This is a genomic window from Sphingomonas sp. CFBP 13603 (assembly GCF_014892665.1).
Lineage (GTDB): Bacteria > Pseudomonadota > Alphaproteobacteria > Sphingomonadales > Sphingomonadaceae > Sphingomonas.
This window is the reverse complement of record NZ_JADBIA010000010.1, coordinates 120368-137406: the sequence shown is the minus strand read 5'-3', so window position 1 is coordinate 137406 and position 17039 is coordinate 120368. Positions and strand designations below refer to the sequence as shown.

Below are 17039 nucleotides of genomic sequence, written 5' to 3'. Positions count from 1 at the left end.
TAAATTCCCTTTGAAAGTCAGTTAGGTAATGGAAAACTTAGTGAAGATTGACCGCGTCGTTCAGATAGACCGACGTCAGCAACGCGAACACGTATGCCTGGATCGCGGCGACCAGCAGCTCGAGCAGCGTGATGCCGATCATCAGCAGCATGCTCGGCGCGCTCACCAGACCGATATACATCCCGCCAAGGTTCAGGCCGTTGATCACGAACGCGGCCAGCACCTTGAGCAGGATATGCCCCGCGGTCATCGCCACGAACAGTCGCAGACCGAGCGAGAACGGACGCACCAGGAACGACATCAGCTCGACCACGAAGATCAGCGGGATCATCAGTGCGGGCGTACCGCTCGGCACGAACAGCGAGAAGAAGTGGAAGCCGTGCTTGCCGAAGCCGACGAGCAGCACGATCGCGAAGCTGATCAGCGCCAGCACGCCGGTGACGGTCATGTGGCTGGTCACCGTGAACGGGTGCACGCCGGGGACGATGCCGAACGGCAAGAGCCCAATGATGTTCGCGAACAGGATGAACATGAACAGAGAGAAGACGTAAGGCACGAAGCGCTTGCCGCCCGGGCCGACATTCTGCTCGAGCATGCCCGAGATGAAGCCGGTGAAGCCCTCGACCGCCATCTGCCAGCGACCGGGGACGAGCTCACGCTTCATGCCACCGATCATGAACGCCCAAAGCGCGACCAGCGTCACCACCATCCACAATGCGGAATTGGTAAACGACAGGTCATAACCACCTACGATCCAGTGCGAGCCGAACGCCGGCTCGATCAGGAACTGGTGCATCGGATCGATCTTGCCGCCCTGTTCTGCCGCCACGTGGAATCCCTGCCGTCTTGATACGACAAACGCCCGGTTACTCCGGGCGTTCGCCTGAAATTCGAATGATCTGCCTGAACGCGACCGCTATCCCGAGGAACAGCAGCACGATCAGTCCCCAAGGGCCAGTGCCGAACCAATGGTCTATCAACCACCCGATCAGCGCACTGCCTACGAGACTCCCGATCAGAGCGGAAATGACGCGATTGCCTTGCGAGTACCCCCGCTCGGCATCCGCCCCCTTCTGCCCCTTTGCGAGCGTTTCCCGATGCTGCGCCTCTCGCAATCGCTCATCGAGCGCGGAAAGTCGCGGATCTTCAACACCCTGGGGGTCCTGTCCGGGTTCGATCTCCGCCACGCACGTTCCTCCACCTGATTTCGCATCGGGGAGGAAGCAAGCAGCGACGAGCGATCCCGCCAAGGCGCGGTCCGTTTAGAAAAGGGGGGGGTGCAAGTCAACCGGTGTGAATTGCGTGTCATGATGTGGCTTGGTTCCGCAGAGAACCCGCCACCCCCCAATCGTCACCCCAGCGGAAGCTGGGGGCTCCCGGTAACGGAGCGTCCCCCTGCCGCACGAGACCCCAGCGTTCGCTGGGGTGACGGTTGAGGGCTACGCGACGGCCTTCGAATCAGACGCAGCGCGAATCGCGTTCGGGGGCGCCGGCGGTGCGGGTCTTCCAGACGCCGTTGGGGGTCTTGTACTTCTCGCCGGGGTTGGTCTGCATGATCAGGTTGCAGCCGCTCGTGAAGGCGAGCTGCTCGACCGTCGCGCCGCTCGCCTGTGCCTTTGCCGTGTACGCCGACTTGCGCTGGATATTGATGTTGTTGACCAGCGCGCGCAAATCGCCGCTCGCCGCGCCGACGAGGCCCAGATACCCGTCCGGCTGCTCGCCGACCTCACCACCGGCACGCGCCGCGGCGTAGGCCGGATCGCGCTGCGCGGTTGCCGCAACAGACAGGCCACCGAGAGCCGCCGCTGCGGCAACCATCATAAGGACCTTGGTCTTCATCTTAGAATATCCCCGGATTCTGCTGGATCAACGATTTCGCCTCGCCATCGAGACGATAGACCACTTCCTGCGTGACGTTGATGTTGAGGTTGATCTCGATCGGCTTGTCGGGCGCCGACACGTTGATGCAGCCCGGCAAGGCCGCCGTCAGCCCGATAATCGCGATCGTCCTCGTCATCATCTGCAAGATCGGCCTTTGCTCCAGCTTCTTCAATCCTGTTTCGGTCATGGCACGATCCTGCTTGCGGGAGGCTGAATGGGTGGAAATTTGGGCGTTGGGTTGGGGGGCGGCGGCGCGGCCTGCTGTTGCAACAAGGCCGGCAGGTTGCGCTGGATCAGCCGCTTCGGATCGTAGAAGCTCTGTGCCGAATCGAGCAGACCGCGGAACGGCGCCTTGATCCGGATATTGAATACGAACGGCAGTTTCTGCAGGCGCCGGACGATGAAGTTCGCCTTCGCGCCCTCGCCCTGGCTGATCCCGGCAAAGCGGACGTCCGTCACCATCTCACCCGCGAGCGGCCCGTTCATGCCGACCCGCAACGACTGATACCGCAGCGACTTCAGCGCCTGGAACGCGATGTTCGCCCACATGCCGAGATCCTTCTGGCTGAGATCGCCGACATAGGCGAGCGTGCCGCCGCCCGGCCGGACTCGCAGGTCACCGCCTTCGATCCGACCGCCGGTCTCGTCGAAGATCATCGGCAGCACGCCGTCGAAGATCCCGGTCGCATCGAGATTCTTGAAATCGAACTGTTGCAAGAACTGGTCGGCCGCCATGTTGGCAACGTGGAACGTCATCCGCCGCTCGGACTGCGCGGAGAAATCGAGCAGCGTCGGGTCGAGCGTCAGCGATCCCCCCGCGAACGGCCACCGCCCGCCCTCGACCTGCACGCGCGCGCCGGGCAGCGTCTGGTAGCGGATCGTGCCGTCGGTGACCGGGATGCCGGGGTTGAGCGTGCGGATCGTCGCCACCTGCCCGGGCGCGCTCTGGAGGTTGAGCAGGTCGGTGAAGCGGATCTCGGTCGCGATTCCCGTGACCGGGCCGAATGCGGCAGCGAGATCGGTGCCGGCGGTGCGGAACACGCCGGTGCTGGTCACGCCGTCGGGGTTCCAGGCGATGTGCCCCTCGCCGCTGACAGATCCGTTGACGTCGGCGATAACACCGAAGGTCAGTGGGGTCAGTGCGTCGGGTTGCAGCTTGTCCTTGGCGAACGCGATCGCGGGGACGGCGAGGTCGGCCTTGCCTGCCCCCGCGCCGAGAGCGTGGGTCAGCGTGACGTCGGCGACCTTGGTGTTGGTGGTCGGCTCGAACAGCGTGCCGGCCGCGGTGATCGTGCCGTTGACGAGCGCGAGCGTAACGCTGCGGGCAGCAAGCGGCTTGAAGCGCGGGGTCGGCGCGGCATCGGATACCCCCATCGCGCCGGTGAGGTTGAGCGCGCCTTTGACGAGCGTCCAGTCGCCGGCGGCTTCGCCGAGCAGCAGCGGCACGTTGGCGATCTGTCCCGAGCCACCCGTAAACGCGCCCGCCACGCCCTGCCCGGTCATGCGGCCCGTGACGGTGGCGAAGTCGAGCCGCGTGACACGTTCGGGCGCGCCGATCCGGGTCTGCACGCCGTCGATCGCAAAGCCGCGATCCGCCAGCCGGACGGTCGCTCCCGCCGTCGCCAGCGTGATCGGGGTAGTGCCGAGTCGCCCACCGAGCTTGGCCGCGGCGATCTTCGCACCACCGCTGACCCGCGCGCCGTCGACCTGCACCAGCGCGCCGTCCACCGGGCACAAGGTCAGCCGCGACGGATCGAGTACAAGCCCGGAGATCGCAAAGCGCTGGACTGCCAGCGGCGCGCAACCGGTGTTGACGACCAGCCGCCCGCGACCGTCCCAAAGCGCCGCAACCGGCATCGACAGGCCATCGACCCGGTTGGCGGGACCGCCCGCACCGATCGGCCCCCCGAGCGTGACACGCGTCGCGATCGAGGTTGCACCGCCCGGAGTCGCGCTGAAGGTTACAGGCGTCAGCGCCAGTCGCGCGCCACCCGCCGCATAGGGCGCGATGGTGGCGACGCCGCGGATCGCTGCGCCCGGTTTCGCTTGCGCGAGCGTTACTCGCGCCTCGGGCAAGCCACCGCCACGCATCGCAAGAACCGTGTCGAGCCGCACGCCACCATTCGGCCAGCCGAACGCAACCCCGCTCCCGCCACCAAGCGCCACCCGCGCCCCACTGGCGGAGGCGAGCGCGAGACGGGACAGCATCGCCTTGCCGCGCCCGCCGTCGATCCGCACTTGAACGTCGGCGTCCGCGGCAAATCCGCGGCCGGCCTTCTGGACCGCCTGCGTCACCGCGGTCGCCAACGGCGCTACGGGCGTCCCCGCCGCTGCTCCGCCTATTCCCGCCAGCCCCGCGAGTCGCTTCTGCGCCACTGCCGCCCCGCTCGCCTGGACACGCCCGTCGAACGCGATCTGCCGGCCGATCCGGTAGGTGCCCGCGAACGCAACCCGCCGCGCGCCGCCCTCGGTGGTGCGAACGGTATCGGCGGCGATGTTCGCCTTGCCGCCAGTCGCCACCGCGGTTCCGGTGAAGTCGATCGTGCCCTCGACGCCGGCCAAAGTCGCACCCGGCGTCCGTGCCGGGCCCGTCTTTAGCGTCGCCTTGCCCTGCCAGCGATCGAGCGCGGCCGAGAGTCCGACGTCCAGATCGGCCACGATCCGCTCGGCCTGCGTCGTGCCGCAGTCGAATCGCGACACGCGCACCGGCCCCGTGATCGTCGGTTTCGCCGCATCGATCCGCAACTTCACCGTCGCCGCGAGCCGATCGATCACGCACCCGCCGACATCGAGCCGCTCGCTGATCGCTGCCAACGACCCGCGGAACCCGTCGTCGAGCTTGCCGGAGCCGGCGAGCTTCAGTCCGACGATCCCTTGCGGCGCCTCCAGCCGCATCCGCCCGTCGGCGACCGATACGTCGAGCGCGGGCAACGCGAACGGCTTGCCCGACGGCGCCGGCAGCAGTTTGTCGATCGCGCCGAGCGACACCTTGCCGTCCACCAGTCGCCCACGCAGCCGGACCTTCCCCGCGCGCACGCCCTCCAGATACGGCCCCGACAACCCGACGCCGGTCCGCGTCTCGACCCAGTCGGCGACCAGATCGGGATGTGCCGGATTGCCGATCACGACGTTGGTCAATCGCTGGCCACCCAGCGCGAGGTCCGCGATGTCGTAGCGCGCGGGCACGCCGGCCTTGGCGAGTTCACGGTCGATGAACCCCTCGGCGATCGGCTTCCGTACCAGCCACAGCACGACCAGCCCTGCGATCAGCAGCAGCGCGATCACCAGCGCAACGCGGCGGGCAGTCGCAGGACGGCGAGGGTCGGCCCCGGGGTCGGCCCCCGTCTCGCTCGTCTCGGTCACCCACTCACTCCGCCACGCTTTCGCGGCCTGCATAGTCGGGAGCGAGGGCGTCATGCAATTGCCCAGGGATGTGCTAGCATCGCAAAATGGCCGATCCGGACGAAGACGCTGACGTCCGGGGGGACGATCTGAAAGGCCATCGCGGCCGCCTCCGCAAACGGCTGTTCGAAGGCGGCAGCGACGCGTTGCTTGATCACGAACTCATCGAATACCTGCTCGCGATCGCTATCCCCCGCGGCGATACCAAGGCGCTCGCCAAGGCTCTGATGCGCGAGTTCGGCGGGATCGGCGGCGTGCTGACCGCGGATGCCGAGGCGCTCGGCCGGGTGAAGGGCATGGGCGAAATCTCGACCGCGGCGATCAAGATCGCGCACGCCGCCGCGATCCGCCTGCTGCAATCGCAAGTCAGCGACCGCCCGGTACTCGCCAACTGGCAGGCGCTGCTCGACTATCTCCGCGCGGACATGGCGCACCATGCGATCGAGCGCTTCCGGGTCCTGCACCTCAACACCAAGAACATGCTGATTCGCGACGAGGTGATGAGCAAGGGCTCGATCGACCAGGCCGCGGTGTATGTCCGCGAAGTCATCCGCCGCGCGATCGACCTCGGCTCCGCGTCGATCATCCTCGTCCACAACCACCCGAGCGGCGACCCCTCCCCCAGCCGCGCCGACATCGACATCACGCGGACGATCGCCGAGGCGGGCAAGCGGCTCGGCATCACGGTGCACGACCATATCGTGATGGGCACCGGCGGCCATGTCAGTCTGCGCGCGCAGGGATTGATCTAACGCAGTGAAAAATAGGCGGCCGAGCCGGGATATCGCCGTGTATTTTGACGGCGACCTTCGTTGACCTGACGAAGGAGTACCCGGTGGTGGACAACAGATTGCACGACGAACCCTCGACGGTGACCGCCGAACACGGACAGGTCATGGTCGATGGACCCGACGGCGTCGCGGTGTCGCTGACCCCCGAGGCCGCCGCCGAGACGTCGGATCGACTGCTCGATGGTGCCGCCGAAGCGCAAGGCCAGATCCTGGCCGAAACCCGCGCAGCCGAAGAACGAGCCGCCCGCAAGACCGGTTGATCCACGGCAAGACGCTGCGCCGCATTCCCGAGTATCCATCTGTCACCAAGACAGACCGGAGACCCGATGCGCCAAATTCTCTATGTCAGTTCGAGCACGGTTACGGGCGACAAGGCCGACCTCGTGGGAATATTGGAACAGTCGCGCCATAACAACGCGATAGACGGCATCACCGGTTTACTGTGGTCCGACGGTACGCGGTTCCTGCAAGTGATCGAGGGTCCGACTGCAAGCATCGACTCGACGTTCGAGCGGATCTTGAACGATCATCGCCACCACGGCCTGTCGTTGCAGCACAATATTTCGATCCGCGACCGTCAGTTCGGCGGGTGGACAATGGCACACCGCCGCGCGACGGATCCGGTGGACGCGTATGACGCGCGTATGCGGCGGCTGCTCGCCGGCGCCTCGGACGCCGTCCGCAGCCCGTTCCTGTCCCTGATGGCGACGGGAACGCTTGGCACCTGACCGAAAAGGCCGCCGAACGCATTCGACGACCCTGTATCCTGCGGCGTGTCGTGCAACGTGTCATGCGGCGGCGGCGTCACCCGGCCGGGGCAGATCAGCCCTGCGACAGGAAGCTGGTCAGCTCGGTCTTCGTCAACGACTTGTTCTTGTCGGTATCGGCCTGCGCAAACGCCGTGGAGACCCACTTCTTCGTCTCGGGCGCATCCGGCTTGGTCGTCGGGTCGGTCTTGCTCTTCAGCGCAACCATCCAGCCGCCGAACTCCGTCGCGCTGAGCTTGCCATCCCCGTTCTTGTCATAGGTCGGAAATTCGGTGTCGACGACCTGTGCCACCTGACTGCCCGTCGCCGGCTGTTCGCGCGCGGCGGACTGCATCGGCACCGCGTCGGTCGGCGTGCCCTGTTGTCCGGATACAGAACCATCGCCGGGCGTACTGGATGGAACAGCAGCCGTACCGGATGGCGAGCCCTGCACCGGCCCGGTCGTGGTTTGCGCCAATACCGGCGCAGCGATCATCGCCACACCTGCAATCATAGCAAATTTCAACATTGCATATCTCCAATGCAGTTCTACGCTTGTACTGAAGGCTCGTGCTATCGATCCGATTATAGTCTCGATACCGCGATCAATCTATTATCGGTATACGCCGACGTACTTCGATACATAACCCCTTGCCGGTGATTTGAACCTTCTCCTGCGTCCTGCTACCGCGTTTCGCGGGCAACCGCGGGCCGGATGGCACGCGATGCGCCCTACCCTTCACGCTCCCGAGGAAACCCGATGGTCCCCCGCTATTCCCGCCCCGACATGGTCGCGATCTGGACGCCCGAAGCGCGCTTCAAGATCTGGTTCGAGATCGAGGCACACGCCACCGACGCGCTCGCCGAACTCGGCGTGGTCCCCAAGGAAGCCGCCGCCGCGATCTGGGAAAAGGGCGCGTTCGAGGTCGACCGGATCGACGAGATCGAGCGCGAGACCAAGCACGACGTCATCGCCTTCCTGACCAACGTCGCCGAGCATGTCGGCCCTGAAGCGCGCTTCATGCACCAGGGGATGACCTCGTCCGACGTGCTCGACACGTGCCTGGCCGTGCAGTTAGCGAAGGCGAGCGACATTCTGATCGCCGATCTCGACGCGCTGCTCGTCGTGCTCGAACGCCGCGCACGCGAACACAAGATGACGCCGACGATCGGTCGCAGCCACGGCATCCACGCCGAGCCGGTGACGTTCGGGCTGAAGCTGGCGCAGGCGCATGCCGAGTTCGCACGCAACCGCGCACGCCTGGTGGCGGCGCGCGAGGACGTCGCGACCTGCGCGATCTCGGGCGCGGTCGGCACGTTCGCCAACATCGATCCGTTCGTGGAAGAGTATGTTGCGGGCAAGCTTGGGCTGTCGGTCGAGCCGGTCTCGACGCAGGTCATCCCGCGCGATCGCCATGCAATGTTCTTTGCGACGCTGGGTGTGATCGCCAGCTCGATCGAGCGGCTCGCGACCGAAGTACGCCATCTGCAGCGCACCGAAGTGCTTGAGGCGGAAGAGTTCTTCTCGCCCGGCCAGAAGGGCTCGTCGGCGATGCCGCACAAACGCAATCCCGTGCTGACCGAAAACCTCACGGGCCTCGCGCGGATGGTGCGCGGGTACGTCACGCCGGCGATGGAGAACGTCGCGCTGTGGCATGAGCGTGATATCTCGCACTCGTCGGTCGAGCGGTACATCGGCCCGGATGCGACGATCACGCTCGACTTCGCGCTGGCGCGGCTGACCGGGGTGATGGACAAGCTGGTCGTCTACCCCGAGCGGATGTTGAAGAACCTCAACAAGATGGGTGGCCTCATCCATTCGCAGCGCGTGCTGCTGGCGCTGACGCAGGCGGGCGTGAGCCGCGAGGACGCGTATCGCCTGGTCCAGCGCAACGCGATGAAGGTATGGGATTCGGATGGCGCGCTGTCGCTGCTCGAACTGCTGAAGGCGGACCCGGAAGTGACGCTGAGCGATGTCGAACTCGAGGACAAGTTCGACCTCGGCTATCATCTTAAGCACGTCGACACGATCTTCACCCGGGTGTTCGGCTCGGCCTGACTCCCCTCGTCATCCTGACGAAAGTCAGGATCCAGAGTAACAAAGCGCCGTCCTGCCTGGCTCTGGATCCTGACTTTCGTCAGGATGACGGACGGAGCTAGACGCTGGACGGTCCCAAGACCGCGCTAAGATGCACGCAACGCAATTGCGATTACGTGTTACAAAATTGCGACATAGCGCAACTAAGCCCATATCCCGCTTGCCGGATATTGTTCCGGCATCGGAGACCTACCCATGCGCATGTTCGAAACCGTGACCAGCACCATGCTGGCGATCGCGGCTCAAGCGCTGGTGGTCGGGGTGGTCATCACCGCCCTCTGATCCATCGGCCCGCCCGCCCCCTCCCGAGGGGGCGCGGCTAGGGCCCAGGTTTACGCGGTCGATCCGAAGCGGATCGGTTTCGTTCCCGACCCCGCAGGAACGGTTGCAGTGCATCTGGCACTTTGACCCATAGCATCGCAAAATCCCTGTCCGCTGGCCGTACGCGCTGGCCTGACCGGGGAGATTTCCATGCGCCTGCACCGTCTTCTGCTTTTGTCCACGCTGTTCGCGCTCCCCGCCCATGCGCAAGACGAACTGCCCAAATCGCTGCCTTCGCTCGACGCCGCGTTGCCCGCGGAAGTCCGACTGCTGCTGGCAAACACGTCGCGACGCCAAACGCTGTTTCCGGTCAACGGATCGGAGCCATTTGCAGGTGCAATCCTCAAGGCCGACGTCATCAGTTTTTCGGCCGACAGCGAACTGGTCCTTGGTGCCACCAGTGCACCCTTTGTCGTTATCGCAGCAAACGACGTCAAATTTCCCGATACGACCTCAAGCTATCGCATTCGGTTCGAGGCGCCCACCGCAGCCAACGGAGCGGATGGCACTGACGGCGCCGCCGGTGGTGGTGGCGCGAGCGTCGCACTGCCCCACGTATATTTCGTGGTCGATCATTTCTCCGTCGGCGACGATGCGACACCTCGGCTGATAAATCTGGCGCTCAAGTTTCGCGGGGTTGCCGGCGGGGACGGTGGTCGCGGTGGCGCTGGTGCCGACGGCCGTGCCGGAGAACGCGGTCACCGTGGTTCCGATGGGCCATTCTCTTGCCGACGCGGCGGCGGTGACGGCAGCCGCGGTGAAGACGGCAAAATTGGCGGCCGCGGAGGAGACGGTGGACGCGGCGGCGACGGCGGTAACGTAACCTTCATCTCGACCGCTCGGGGGGTTGGCCAGTTTAGCTACGCCTCGATCCAGAACCAAGGAGGAAGCGGCGGCGGAAATGGTCTTGCCGGCCGGTCCGGAAAGGGCGGGAATGGCGGTCCCGGCGGTCATGGAAGCCGTTTCTGCCACGGCGGGCATGGCGGGGAAGCAGGCACTAGCCCGGCAAACGCCCCGGCGGGAACCGATGGAGCGAGAGGCACTAAGGGGATGGTCGAACTTATGAGCGTACCAACGACTGCATTGGCAGGCTGAGACATGATCCCCCGGAAGGTGATGCTTGTCCACATCACCTTCCGGCTCATTTATTCCCCCGCGAACACGCCCTTCAGCTTGGCGAAGAAGCCCTGGCTGGCCGGGCATTCGTCGCCCGTTTCCGTCTCTCGGAACATCTCGAGCAGTTCCTTCTGGCGGTTGCTGAGACGCGTGGGGGTTTCGACGTCGATCTGGACGACCAGGTCACCGTGGCCGCGGCCTTGGAGGACCGGCATGCCGGCACCACGCTGGCGGAGCTGCTTGCCAGACTGGATGCCGGCGGGGATCTTCACCTCGTGCGTGCGGCCGTCGAGGCCGGGGATCGACAGCGCCCCGCCGAGCGACGCGACCGTGAAGCTGATCGGCGCGCGCGCGAAGAGGGTCGTGCCTTCGCGCTCGAACAGATTGTGCTTGGTGACGTGGAGGAAGATGTAGAGGTCGCCGGACGGCGCGCCGCGTGCGCCCGCCTCGCCTTCACCCGACATGCGGATGCGCGTGCCTTCGTCGACGCCGGGGGGGACGTTGATCGACAGCGTCTTGGTCTTCTCGACACGACCTTCGCCACGGCAATCCGGGCACGGATCCGCGATGACTTCGCCGGCGCCGTTGCAGACCGGGCAGGCGCGCTCGACCACGAAGAAGCCCTGCTGCGCACGGACTTTCCCGTGGCCGCCGCAATGCTGGCAGGTCTTCGCACGCGTCCCGGCCTTCGCGCCCGAGCCGTCGCATGTGTCGCACAGCGCCGAGACGTCGATCGTGATCTCGGTCGTCTTGCCGTGGAAGGCTTCCTCCAGGCTGACTTCCATGTCGTAGCGCAGGTCTGCGCCACGCCGTGCCGCCGAGCGACCGCCGCCGCGCTGTGCGCCGCCCATGAACTCGCCGAAAACGCTTTCGAAGATATCGCTGAAGCCGCCGAAATCCTGCGCGCCGCCACCGTGACCACCACCGCCGCCATTCTGGAACGCGGCATGGCCGAAGCGATCATAGGCCGCGCGCTTCTGCGGGTCCTTGAGGCATTCGTAGGCCTCGCTGACCGCCTTGAACTGCGCTTCGGAATCCTTGCAGCCGGCGTTCTTGTCCGGGTGATATTTCATCGCGAGCTTGCGGTAGGACGACTTGATCGTCCCCGCATCCGCGGTCCGCTCGCATTCGAGCAGTTCGTAATAATCTGTCTGGGTACTCATAGCGGCCCTCTTAGCCCTCTCCCCTCCGGGGAGAGGGTTGGGTGAGGAGCAGTTCCACACGGCAGCGCGCGGAACTGCCCCTCACCCCGGCCCTCTCCCCTGAGGGGAGAGGGAGTTTCGGTTACGCCTTCGGGTTGTCGTCGACTTCCGAGAACTCGGCGTCGACGACGTCGTCGTCCTTCTTCGCCACATCGCCGTCGGCCGAAGGCGAAGCGTCCGCCTGGGCCTGCTTCTCGTAGATCGCCTGGCCGAGCTTCATCGCGACCTGGGCGAGCGCGGTGCTCTTCTCGGTCATCGCATCCGCATCGTTGCTCTCGACCGCAGCCTTGGTCGCGTCGATCGCGGCCTGGATCTCGGTCTTGAGCGCATCGTCGACCTTGTCACCATTGTCGGCAAGCTGACGCTCGGTGGTGTGGACCAGCGACTCGGCGTTGTTCTTAGCCTCGGCGCCGGCACGACGCTTCTTGTCTTCCTCGGCGAAGGTCTCTGCGTCGCGGACCATCTGGTCGATGTCGTTGTCCGAAAGACCACCTGACGCCTGGATGCGGATCTGCTGCTCCTTGCCGGTGCCCTTGTCCTTGGCCGAGACGCTGACGAGACCGTTGGCATCGATGTCGAACGTGACTTCGATCTGCGGCACGCCGCGGGGTGCGGGCGGGATGCCGACGAGATCGAAATTGCCGAGCATCTTGTTGTCGGCCGCCATCTCGCGCTCGCCCTGGAACACGCGGATCGTCACCGCGCCCTGGTTGTCGTCGGCGGTCGAATAGGTCTGCGACTTCTTGGTCGGGATCGTCGTGTTGCGATCGATCATCCGGGTGAACACGCCACCCAGCGTCTCGATGCCCAGCGACAGCGGCGTCACGTCGAGCAGCAGCACGTCCTTGACGTCGCCCTGCAGCACGCCGGCCTGGATCGCGGCGCCCATCGCGACGACCTCGTCCGGGTTGACGCCGGTGTGCGGCTCCTTGCCGAAGAACTGCTTCACGACTTCACGGACACGCGGCATGCGCGTCATGCCGCCGACCAGCACGACTTCCGAGATGTCCTCGGGCTTCAGGCCGCCGTCTGCGAGCGCCTTGCGGCAAGGCTCGAGCGTGCGCTTGACCAGATCCTCGACCATCCGCTCCAGGTCGGCGCGGGTGATCGACTTCACCAGATGCTTCGGGCCGTTCTGGTCCGCGGTGATGAAGGGCAGGTTGACCTCGGTCGACTGTGCCGAGCTGAGCTCGATCTTCGCCTTCTCGGCGGCTTCCTTCAGACGCTGGAGCGCGAGCTTGTCCTTGGCGAGGTCGATGCCCTCGGCCTTCTTAAACTCGTCGGCGAGGTACTGGACGATCTTGTTGTCGAAATCCTCACCGCCCAGGAACGTGTCGCCGTTGGTGGCCTTCACCTCGAACACGCCGTCGCCGATTTCCAGCACCGAGATGTCGAACGTGCCGCCGCCGAGATCGTAGACTGCGATCGTCTTGCCGTCCTGCTTGTCGAGGCCGTAGGCCAGCGCCGCCGCAGTCGGCTCGTTGATGATGCGCAGCACTTCGAGGCCAGCGATCTGGCCGGCGTCCTTGGTCGCCTGGCGCTGTGCGTCGTTGAAGTACGCGGGAACGGTGATGACCGCCTGCGTGACCGTCTCGCCGAGATACGACTCAGCGGTTTCCTTCATCTTCTGCAGCGTGAACGCCGAGATCTGCGATGGCGAGTAATCCTTGCCACCCGCCGAGACCCAGGCGTCGCCATTCGGGCCGCGCGAGATCTTGTACGGGACCAGCTCAGTGTCCTTCTTGGTGATCGGATCGTCGAAGCGACGGCCGATCAGGCGCTTCACCGCAAAGATGGTGTTGTCGCCGTTCGTCACTGCTTGGCGCTTGGCCGGCTGGCCGACCAGTCGCTCGCCATCCTTGGCGAAGGCGACGATCGACGGCGTGGTGCGCGCGCCCTCGGAATTCTCGATGACCTTGGGCTTGCCGCCTTCCATGACGGAAACGCAGCTGTTGGTCGTGCCGAGATCGATACCGATTACTTTAGCCATGAGTTCTGATTAGCCCCTCACTTGAAACGAAAATACGAAATCCGCTCCACCCCGTTTCGGAGGCGGAACCTTTCTGATGATGGGCGCGATATAGGTGGCCTCGCGCTTGCCGCAAGATTGTACCGGTCATAGGATGCACAAGAGGCAACCCCCGGGGAAAGTTAACCTATGCGTATCGTTTTCGGACTGGGTGTTGCGGCGATGACACTGGCGTCGTGCTCGCCGCCGAAGGAACTGTCGGTGGACGGGGCCTGGGTGCGGCTCGGCGCGGTAACCGGACGCCCGGCGGCGGCGTATTTCACGGTGCACGGGGGGCCGACGCCGGCGACGCTGATCTCGGTCACCACCGACGTCGCGATCAAGGCCGAGATGCACGAGACGATGGACAAGGGCGGCATGTCGACGATGGCACCGCTGACACGCGTCGACATTCCCGCGAATACGGACGTAGCGTTCGCGCCGGGTGGGCGGCATGTGATGCTGTTCAACATGAACTCGGGGATCAAACCCGCTGATCGCGTGACGCTCACGTTCGCGTTCGCAGATGGGACGCGCATCATAAACAACGCGACCGTGGTCGCGGCGGGGACCCCGGCGGGTAAGTGAAGCGCGGACTTACCGAGGCGGAGACGGCGCTCGCGGCATCGGTGTTCGGGGGCGCGATCGATTACTCTTCGGTGAGTTTGGCTCGGAGCAAATGGGCGTTCTTCCAGCCGCGCGATACGGTGATGGCGCCGCGCGGCTGCATCCACTTCCACCCCAAGGGCGATCTTTGGCGCGACGACTTCGCGCATGCGAACCTGACGTTGCAGGGGCTGTTCGTCCACGAGATGACGCATATCTGGCAGCACCAGCGCGGCGTGTTCCTGCCCTTGGCGCGGCATCCCTGGTGTCGGTACGACTATACGTTCCGGCCTGGGGTGGCGCTGCACCGCTACGGCATCGAGCAACAGGGCGAGATCGTGCGGCACGCCTTCCTGCTGCGTGCGGGCGCGAAGGTCGCGGGCGCCCCGCCGCTCGCGCAGTATGAGACGGTGCTGCCGTTTACACCGTTAGTGTCGGCCTGACGTCAGCCACCCCGTCCCCCCACCGTCATCCCAGCGAAAGCTGGGATCTCAATCGGCAAGGGCGCGCGCTATCACGGGGAGATCCCAGCTTTCGCTGGGATGACGGACGCTTGTTACAGCCAGTTACGACCATCCGGCCCGGCACATCCGTAAGGCGGCAACTGGCCCGGGAACCGCGCCTGCATCTTGTGGCAGCCCCAGGCCCGCATCGGCCCCGGTGCATAGCCGTTCAACGCGATGCCGACCTCGTCATACGGGCTCGAACCCTGCGCGACGTACATGTACCAACGTCCGCCGAACATCACCGCCGCCGCGATGAGCACGACGCAAACGACCTGGACGATTTTCTGCATTGGGAACCCCTTTTGTAAACAAGGGCGCCCCGTTGCAGACAACATGGATCAATTTCAACCACCGATCTGGTAGATTGAAACCCATCCGATCGGCAGAAATCCGCCGTTTACAGCGCGTCGAAATCGATAGGTCGTGTTCTATCAAGCGCTTGCGGCGCCTCGGGCATCGGATATTTCAACCCGGTCGCGCAGTTGAAAAGAACGACCTTGTCGTCCTCGTCGACCAGCCCGGTGTTCAGCGCCTGATGATAGGCGGCCAACGTCGCGCCACCCTCAGGGCATAGCAGCAACCCGTCCTGCTTCGCCGCCGCATCGACCGCCTTCAGGATCGCCGGATCGCCGACCGCCAATGCCTGCCCGCCGCTCTCGCGAACCGCGCGGAGGATCAGGAAGTCGCCGACCGCCTTCGGCACGCGAATGCCCGCGGCGACGGTGCTAGCGTCTTCCCAACGCTCGGCATGCTCCTCGCCCGCTTCGAACGCGCGGACGATCGGCGCGCACCCGCTCGCCTGCACTGCGAACATCTTCGGGCGCTCCGAGCCGATCCAGCCGAGTTTCTCGAGTTCGTCGAACGCCTTCCACATCCCGATCAGCCCGGTACCGCCACCGGTCGGATAGAAGATCGCATCCGGCAGTTTCCATTCGAACTGCGCGGCGAGTTCGAGCCCCATCGTCTTCTTGCCCTCGATTCTGTAGGGCTCCTTCAACGTCGAGAAATCGAACCAGCGGCCTTCCGCGGCGCCCTTGCCGACGATCGCGCCGCAATCGTCGATCAGGCCGTTGACCCGCCAGACCCGCGCGCCCTGCATCGCGATCTCGCGAACGTTGATCTCGGGGGTGTCGTCGGGGCAGAGCACGATCGTCTCGATCCCGCAGCGCGTCGCGTAGGCCGCCAGCGCTGCGCCCGCATTGCCGTTGGTCGGCATCGCGATTTTCTTGACCCCAAGCTCCTTCGCCATCGCGACGGCCATCACCAGCCCGCGCGCCTTGAAGCTGCCGGTAGGCAGGCGGCCTTCGTCTTTCACGAGCACGTTGGGGCCACCCGACTTGGTCAGCGGCACCAACGGCGTCTCGATCTCGCCAAGACTGACGATGTTGGCCGTGTGGCGAACCGGAAGCAGTTCACGCCAGCGCCACAAATCGGTCGGCCGCGCCTCGATCGTGTCGCGCGAAACCGCGGACCGCACCGCGTCGAGGTCGTAGCGCACCAGCAACGGTCGCCCGGCGCGTGACAGCCCGTGAAGCTCATCCGCCTCATACCGCTCGCCGGTGATCGAGCATTCGAGATGCGTGACGAAGGTCTGGCGATCGGTGGTGAGGTTCTGGTTCATGGACTGACTTTCAAATCCTCCCCTGCAAGGGGAGGGGGACCAGCGCAGCTGGTGGAGGGGGCGTGCCGCGGTCGTAACGCTCGACGCAGGCCCCCGGCCGCAGATGGTACGCGGGAGGTGAGCCCCCTCCACCACCACGCAAGCGCGTGGCGGTCCCCCTCCCCGTTCCGGGGCGGATTCAGCCAGCCTTGGCGACGCCGACCATGGCGGGACGCAGCAGGCGGTCCTTGATCATGTAGCCCGCCTGCATCTCCTGGACGATCGTCCCGGCAGGCTGGTCGCTTGGGACCTCGAGCATCGCCTGGTGCTTGTTCGGATCGAGCATCTGGCCCTCCGCGGCGATCTTGGTGATGCCGTGGCGCTGGAACACGCTCTCCAGCTCGCGACCGGTCGCCTCCAGCCCGGTGACAAGGCCTTTCATCTTGTCATCAGCGCGGAGGTCGGCCGGGATTGCCGACAGCCCGCGCGAGAGATTGTCCGCAACCGACAGCACGTCGCGCGCGAACGCCGTCGCGGCATACGCACGGGCGTCCTGCGCTTCTTTCTCGGCGCGGCGGCGGACGTTCTGGATCTCGGCCTGCGCGTAGAGGACGTTCTGCTTGGCTTCGGCCAGCTGGTTCTCGAGCTCGGCGACGCGGTCGTTGGATGCCACTTCAGGCGCGGCTTCGGCGGTCTCTTCGCGCAGGTCTGCAGGCGTGTTCTGGTCGATGTCGGACATGGTTTTCCCTATAAATTGGGCCG

18 protein-coding genes are annotated in these 17039 nt (G+C 65.3%); 7 read left to right on the top strand and 11 right to left on the bottom strand.

The features are described 5' to 3' along the window. Positions 1 to 37 precede the first annotated feature (37 nt). From IFR23_RS15265 to IFR23_RS15245, 5 genes are all read right to left on the bottom strand, one after another. On the bottom strand, positions 38 to 796 hold the full coding sequence (locus IFR23_RS15265) for a F0F1 ATP synthase subunit A (RefSeq protein ID WP_056056028.1): 759 nt from the start codon (positions 794 to 796) through the stop codon (positions 38 to 40). A gap of 70 nt (positions 797 to 866) precedes the next feature. Beyond that, complete coding sequence (locus tag IFR23_RS15260) at positions 867 to 1187, bottom strand: AtpZ/AtpI family protein (RefSeq protein WP_056488546.1); 321 nt, start codon at positions 1185 to 1187, stop codon at positions 867 to 869. Positions 1188 to 1458: 271 nt separating this feature from the next. After that, entirely contained in the window at positions 1459 to 1839 is a 381-nt protein-coding gene (locus IFR23_RS15255; RefSeq protein ID WP_093399745.1) for a YdbL family protein, read from the bottom strand. Between the two features lies 1 nt (position 1840). Continuing rightward, complete coding sequence (locus IFR23_RS15250; RefSeq protein WP_082445295.1) at positions 1841 to 2020, bottom strand: YnbE family lipoprotein; 180 nt, start codon at positions 2018 to 2020, stop codon at positions 1841 to 1843. A 44-nt stretch (positions 2021 to 2064) separates the two neighbouring features. After that, positions 2065 to 5244, bottom strand: coding sequence for a YdbH domain-containing protein (locus tag IFR23_RS15245; protein ID WP_342344974.1), 3180 nt, complete (start codon positions 5242 to 5244; stop codon positions 2065 to 2067). 86 nt (positions 5245 to 5330) lie between these two features. Here IFR23_RS15245 and radC point away from each other — a divergent pair, with 86 nt between their 5' ends. From radC to IFR23_RS15230, 3 genes are all read left to right on the top strand, one after another. Further along, positions 5331 to 6035, top strand: coding sequence for a RadC family protein (radC, locus tag IFR23_RS15240; protein ID WP_192976632.1), 705 nt, complete (start codon positions 5331 to 5333; stop codon positions 6033 to 6035). An 86-nt stretch (positions 6036 to 6121) separates the two neighbouring features. Continuing rightward, complete coding sequence (locus IFR23_RS15235; protein WP_192146643.1) at positions 6122 to 6334, top strand: hypothetical protein; 213 nt, start codon at positions 6122 to 6124, stop codon at positions 6332 to 6334. A 66-nt stretch (positions 6335 to 6400) separates the two neighbouring features. After that, the gene (locus IFR23_RS15230) at positions 6401 to 6802 is read left to right on the top strand and encodes a BLUF domain-containing protein (protein ID WP_192976631.1); all 402 of its coding nucleotides are present in this window, start codon (positions 6401 to 6403) and stop codon (positions 6800 to 6802) included. 94 nt (positions 6803 to 6896) lie between these two features. Here IFR23_RS15230 and IFR23_RS15225 read toward each other — a convergent pair whose 3' ends face one another. Next, positions 6897 to 7349, bottom strand: coding sequence for an EF-hand domain-containing protein (locus IFR23_RS15225; protein ID WP_192976630.1), 453 nt, complete (start codon positions 7347 to 7349; stop codon positions 6897 to 6899). A 231-nt stretch (positions 7350 to 7580) separates the two neighbouring features. Between IFR23_RS15225 and purB the strand changes: the two genes are divergently transcribed. Continuing rightward, complete coding sequence (gene purB / locus IFR23_RS15220) at positions 7581 to 8879, top strand: adenylosuccinate lyase (RefSeq protein ID WP_192976629.1); 1299 nt, start codon at positions 7581 to 7583, stop codon at positions 8877 to 8879. A gap of 510 nt (positions 8880 to 9389) precedes the next feature. Then, positions 9390 to 10334: a hypothetical protein gene (locus IFR23_RS15215; RefSeq protein ID WP_192976628.1), complete on the top strand. Its 945-nt coding sequence runs from the start codon at positions 9390 to 9392 to the stop codon at positions 10332 to 10334. A 50-nt stretch (positions 10335 to 10384) separates the two neighbouring features. On the opposite strand, the gene dnaJ is transcribed toward IFR23_RS15215, so the two are convergent. Both dnaJ and dnaK read right to left on the bottom strand, forming a co-directional pair. Then, entirely contained in the window at positions 10385 to 11518 is a 1134-nt protein-coding gene (gene dnaJ, locus IFR23_RS15210; protein WP_120301094.1) for a molecular chaperone DnaJ, read from the bottom strand. A gap of 121 nt (positions 11519 to 11639) precedes the next feature. Beyond that, complete coding sequence (gene dnaK / locus IFR23_RS15205; RefSeq protein ID WP_192976627.1) at positions 11640 to 13547, bottom strand: molecular chaperone DnaK; 1908 nt, start codon at positions 13545 to 13547, stop codon at positions 11640 to 11642. 168 nt (positions 13548 to 13715) lie between these two features. On the opposite strand from dnaK, the gene IFR23_RS15200 reads away from it, so the two are divergent. Together IFR23_RS15200 and IFR23_RS15195 are read left to right on the top strand one after the other, a co-directional pair. Next, positions 13716 to 14153: a copper chaperone PCu(A)C gene (locus IFR23_RS15200; RefSeq protein ID WP_192145661.1), complete on the top strand. Its 438-nt coding sequence runs from the start codon at positions 13716 to 13718 to the stop codon at positions 14151 to 14153. Continuing rightward, the gene (locus tag IFR23_RS15195) at positions 14150 to 14614 is read left to right on the top strand and encodes a vgr related protein (protein WP_192976626.1); all 465 of its coding nucleotides are present in this window, start codon (positions 14150 to 14152) and stop codon (positions 14612 to 14614) included. Before IFR23_RS15200 ends, IFR23_RS15195 begins: the two co-directional genes overlap by 4 nt. A gap of 113 nt (positions 14615 to 14727) precedes the next feature. Here IFR23_RS15195 and IFR23_RS15190 read toward each other — a convergent pair whose 3' ends face one another. From IFR23_RS15190 to grpE, 3 genes are all read right to left on the bottom strand, one after another. Beyond that, positions 14728 to 14967 (bottom strand): hypothetical protein, encoded by a 240-nt coding sequence (locus tag IFR23_RS15190; protein WP_132896109.1) that lies wholly within the window; start codon positions 14965 to 14967, stop codon positions 14728 to 14730. A gap of 107 nt (positions 14968 to 15074) precedes the next feature. Then, positions 15075 to 16298, bottom strand: a complete 1224-nt coding sequence (locus IFR23_RS15185; protein WP_192976625.1) for a threonine synthase — start codon at positions 16296 to 16298, stop codon at positions 15075 to 15077. Between the two features lie 178 nt (positions 16299 to 16476). Beyond that, positions 16477 to 17016 (bottom strand): nucleotide exchange factor GrpE, encoded by a 540-nt coding sequence (gene grpE, locus IFR23_RS15180; protein WP_056488509.1) that lies wholly within the window; start codon positions 17014 to 17016, stop codon positions 16477 to 16479. Positions 17017 to 17039 lie beyond the last annotated feature (23 nt).

Coding starts and splice junctions, on each gene's coding strand:
- purB (WP_192976629.1), top strand. CDS start 7,581: ATGGTCCCCCGCTATTCCCGCCCCGACATGGTCGCGATCTGGACGCCC.
- IFR23_RS15190 (WP_132896109.1), bottom strand. CDS start 14,967: ATGCAGAAAATCGTCCAGGTCGTTTGCGTCGTGCTCATCGCGGCGGCG.
- IFR23_RS15250 (WP_082445295.1), bottom strand. CDS start 2,020: ATGATGACGAGGACGATCGCGATTATCGGGCTGACGGCGGCCTTGCCG.
- IFR23_RS15225 (WP_192976630.1), bottom strand. CDS start 7,349: ATGTTGAAATTTGCTATGATTGCAGGTGTGGCGATGATCGCTGCGCCG.
- IFR23_RS15200 (WP_192145661.1), top strand. CDS start 13,716: ATGCGTATCGTTTTCGGACTGGGTGTTGCGGCGATGACACTGGCGTCG.
- IFR23_RS15265 (WP_056056028.1), bottom strand. CDS start 796: ATGCACCAGTTCCTGATCGAGCCGGCGTTCGGCTCGCACTGGATCGTA.
- IFR23_RS15185 (WP_192976625.1), bottom strand. CDS start 16,298: ATGAACCAGAACCTCACCACCGATCGCCAGACCTTCGTCACGCATCTC.
- dnaK (WP_192976627.1), bottom strand. CDS start 13,547: ATGGCTAAAGTAATCGGTATCGATCTCGGCACGACCAACAGCTGCGTT.
- radC (WP_192976632.1), top strand. CDS start 5,331: ATGGCCGATCCGGACGAAGACGCTGACGTCCGGGGGGACGATCTGAAA.
- IFR23_RS15255 (WP_093399745.1), bottom strand. CDS start 1,839: ATGAAGACCAAGGTCCTTATGATGGTTGCCGCAGCGGCGGCTCTCGGT.
- dnaJ (WP_120301094.1), bottom strand. CDS start 11,518: ATGAGTACCCAGACAGATTATTACGAACTGCTCGAATGCGAGCGGACC.
- grpE (WP_056488509.1), bottom strand. CDS start 17,016: ATGTCCGACATCGACCAGAACACGCCTGCAGACCTGCGCGAAGAGACC.
- IFR23_RS15215 (WP_192976628.1), top strand. CDS start 9,390: ATGCGCCTGCACCGTCTTCTGCTTTTGTCCACGCTGTTCGCGCTCCCC.
- IFR23_RS15230 (WP_192976631.1), top strand. CDS start 6,401: ATGCGCCAAATTCTCTATGTCAGTTCGAGCACGGTTACGGGCGACAAG.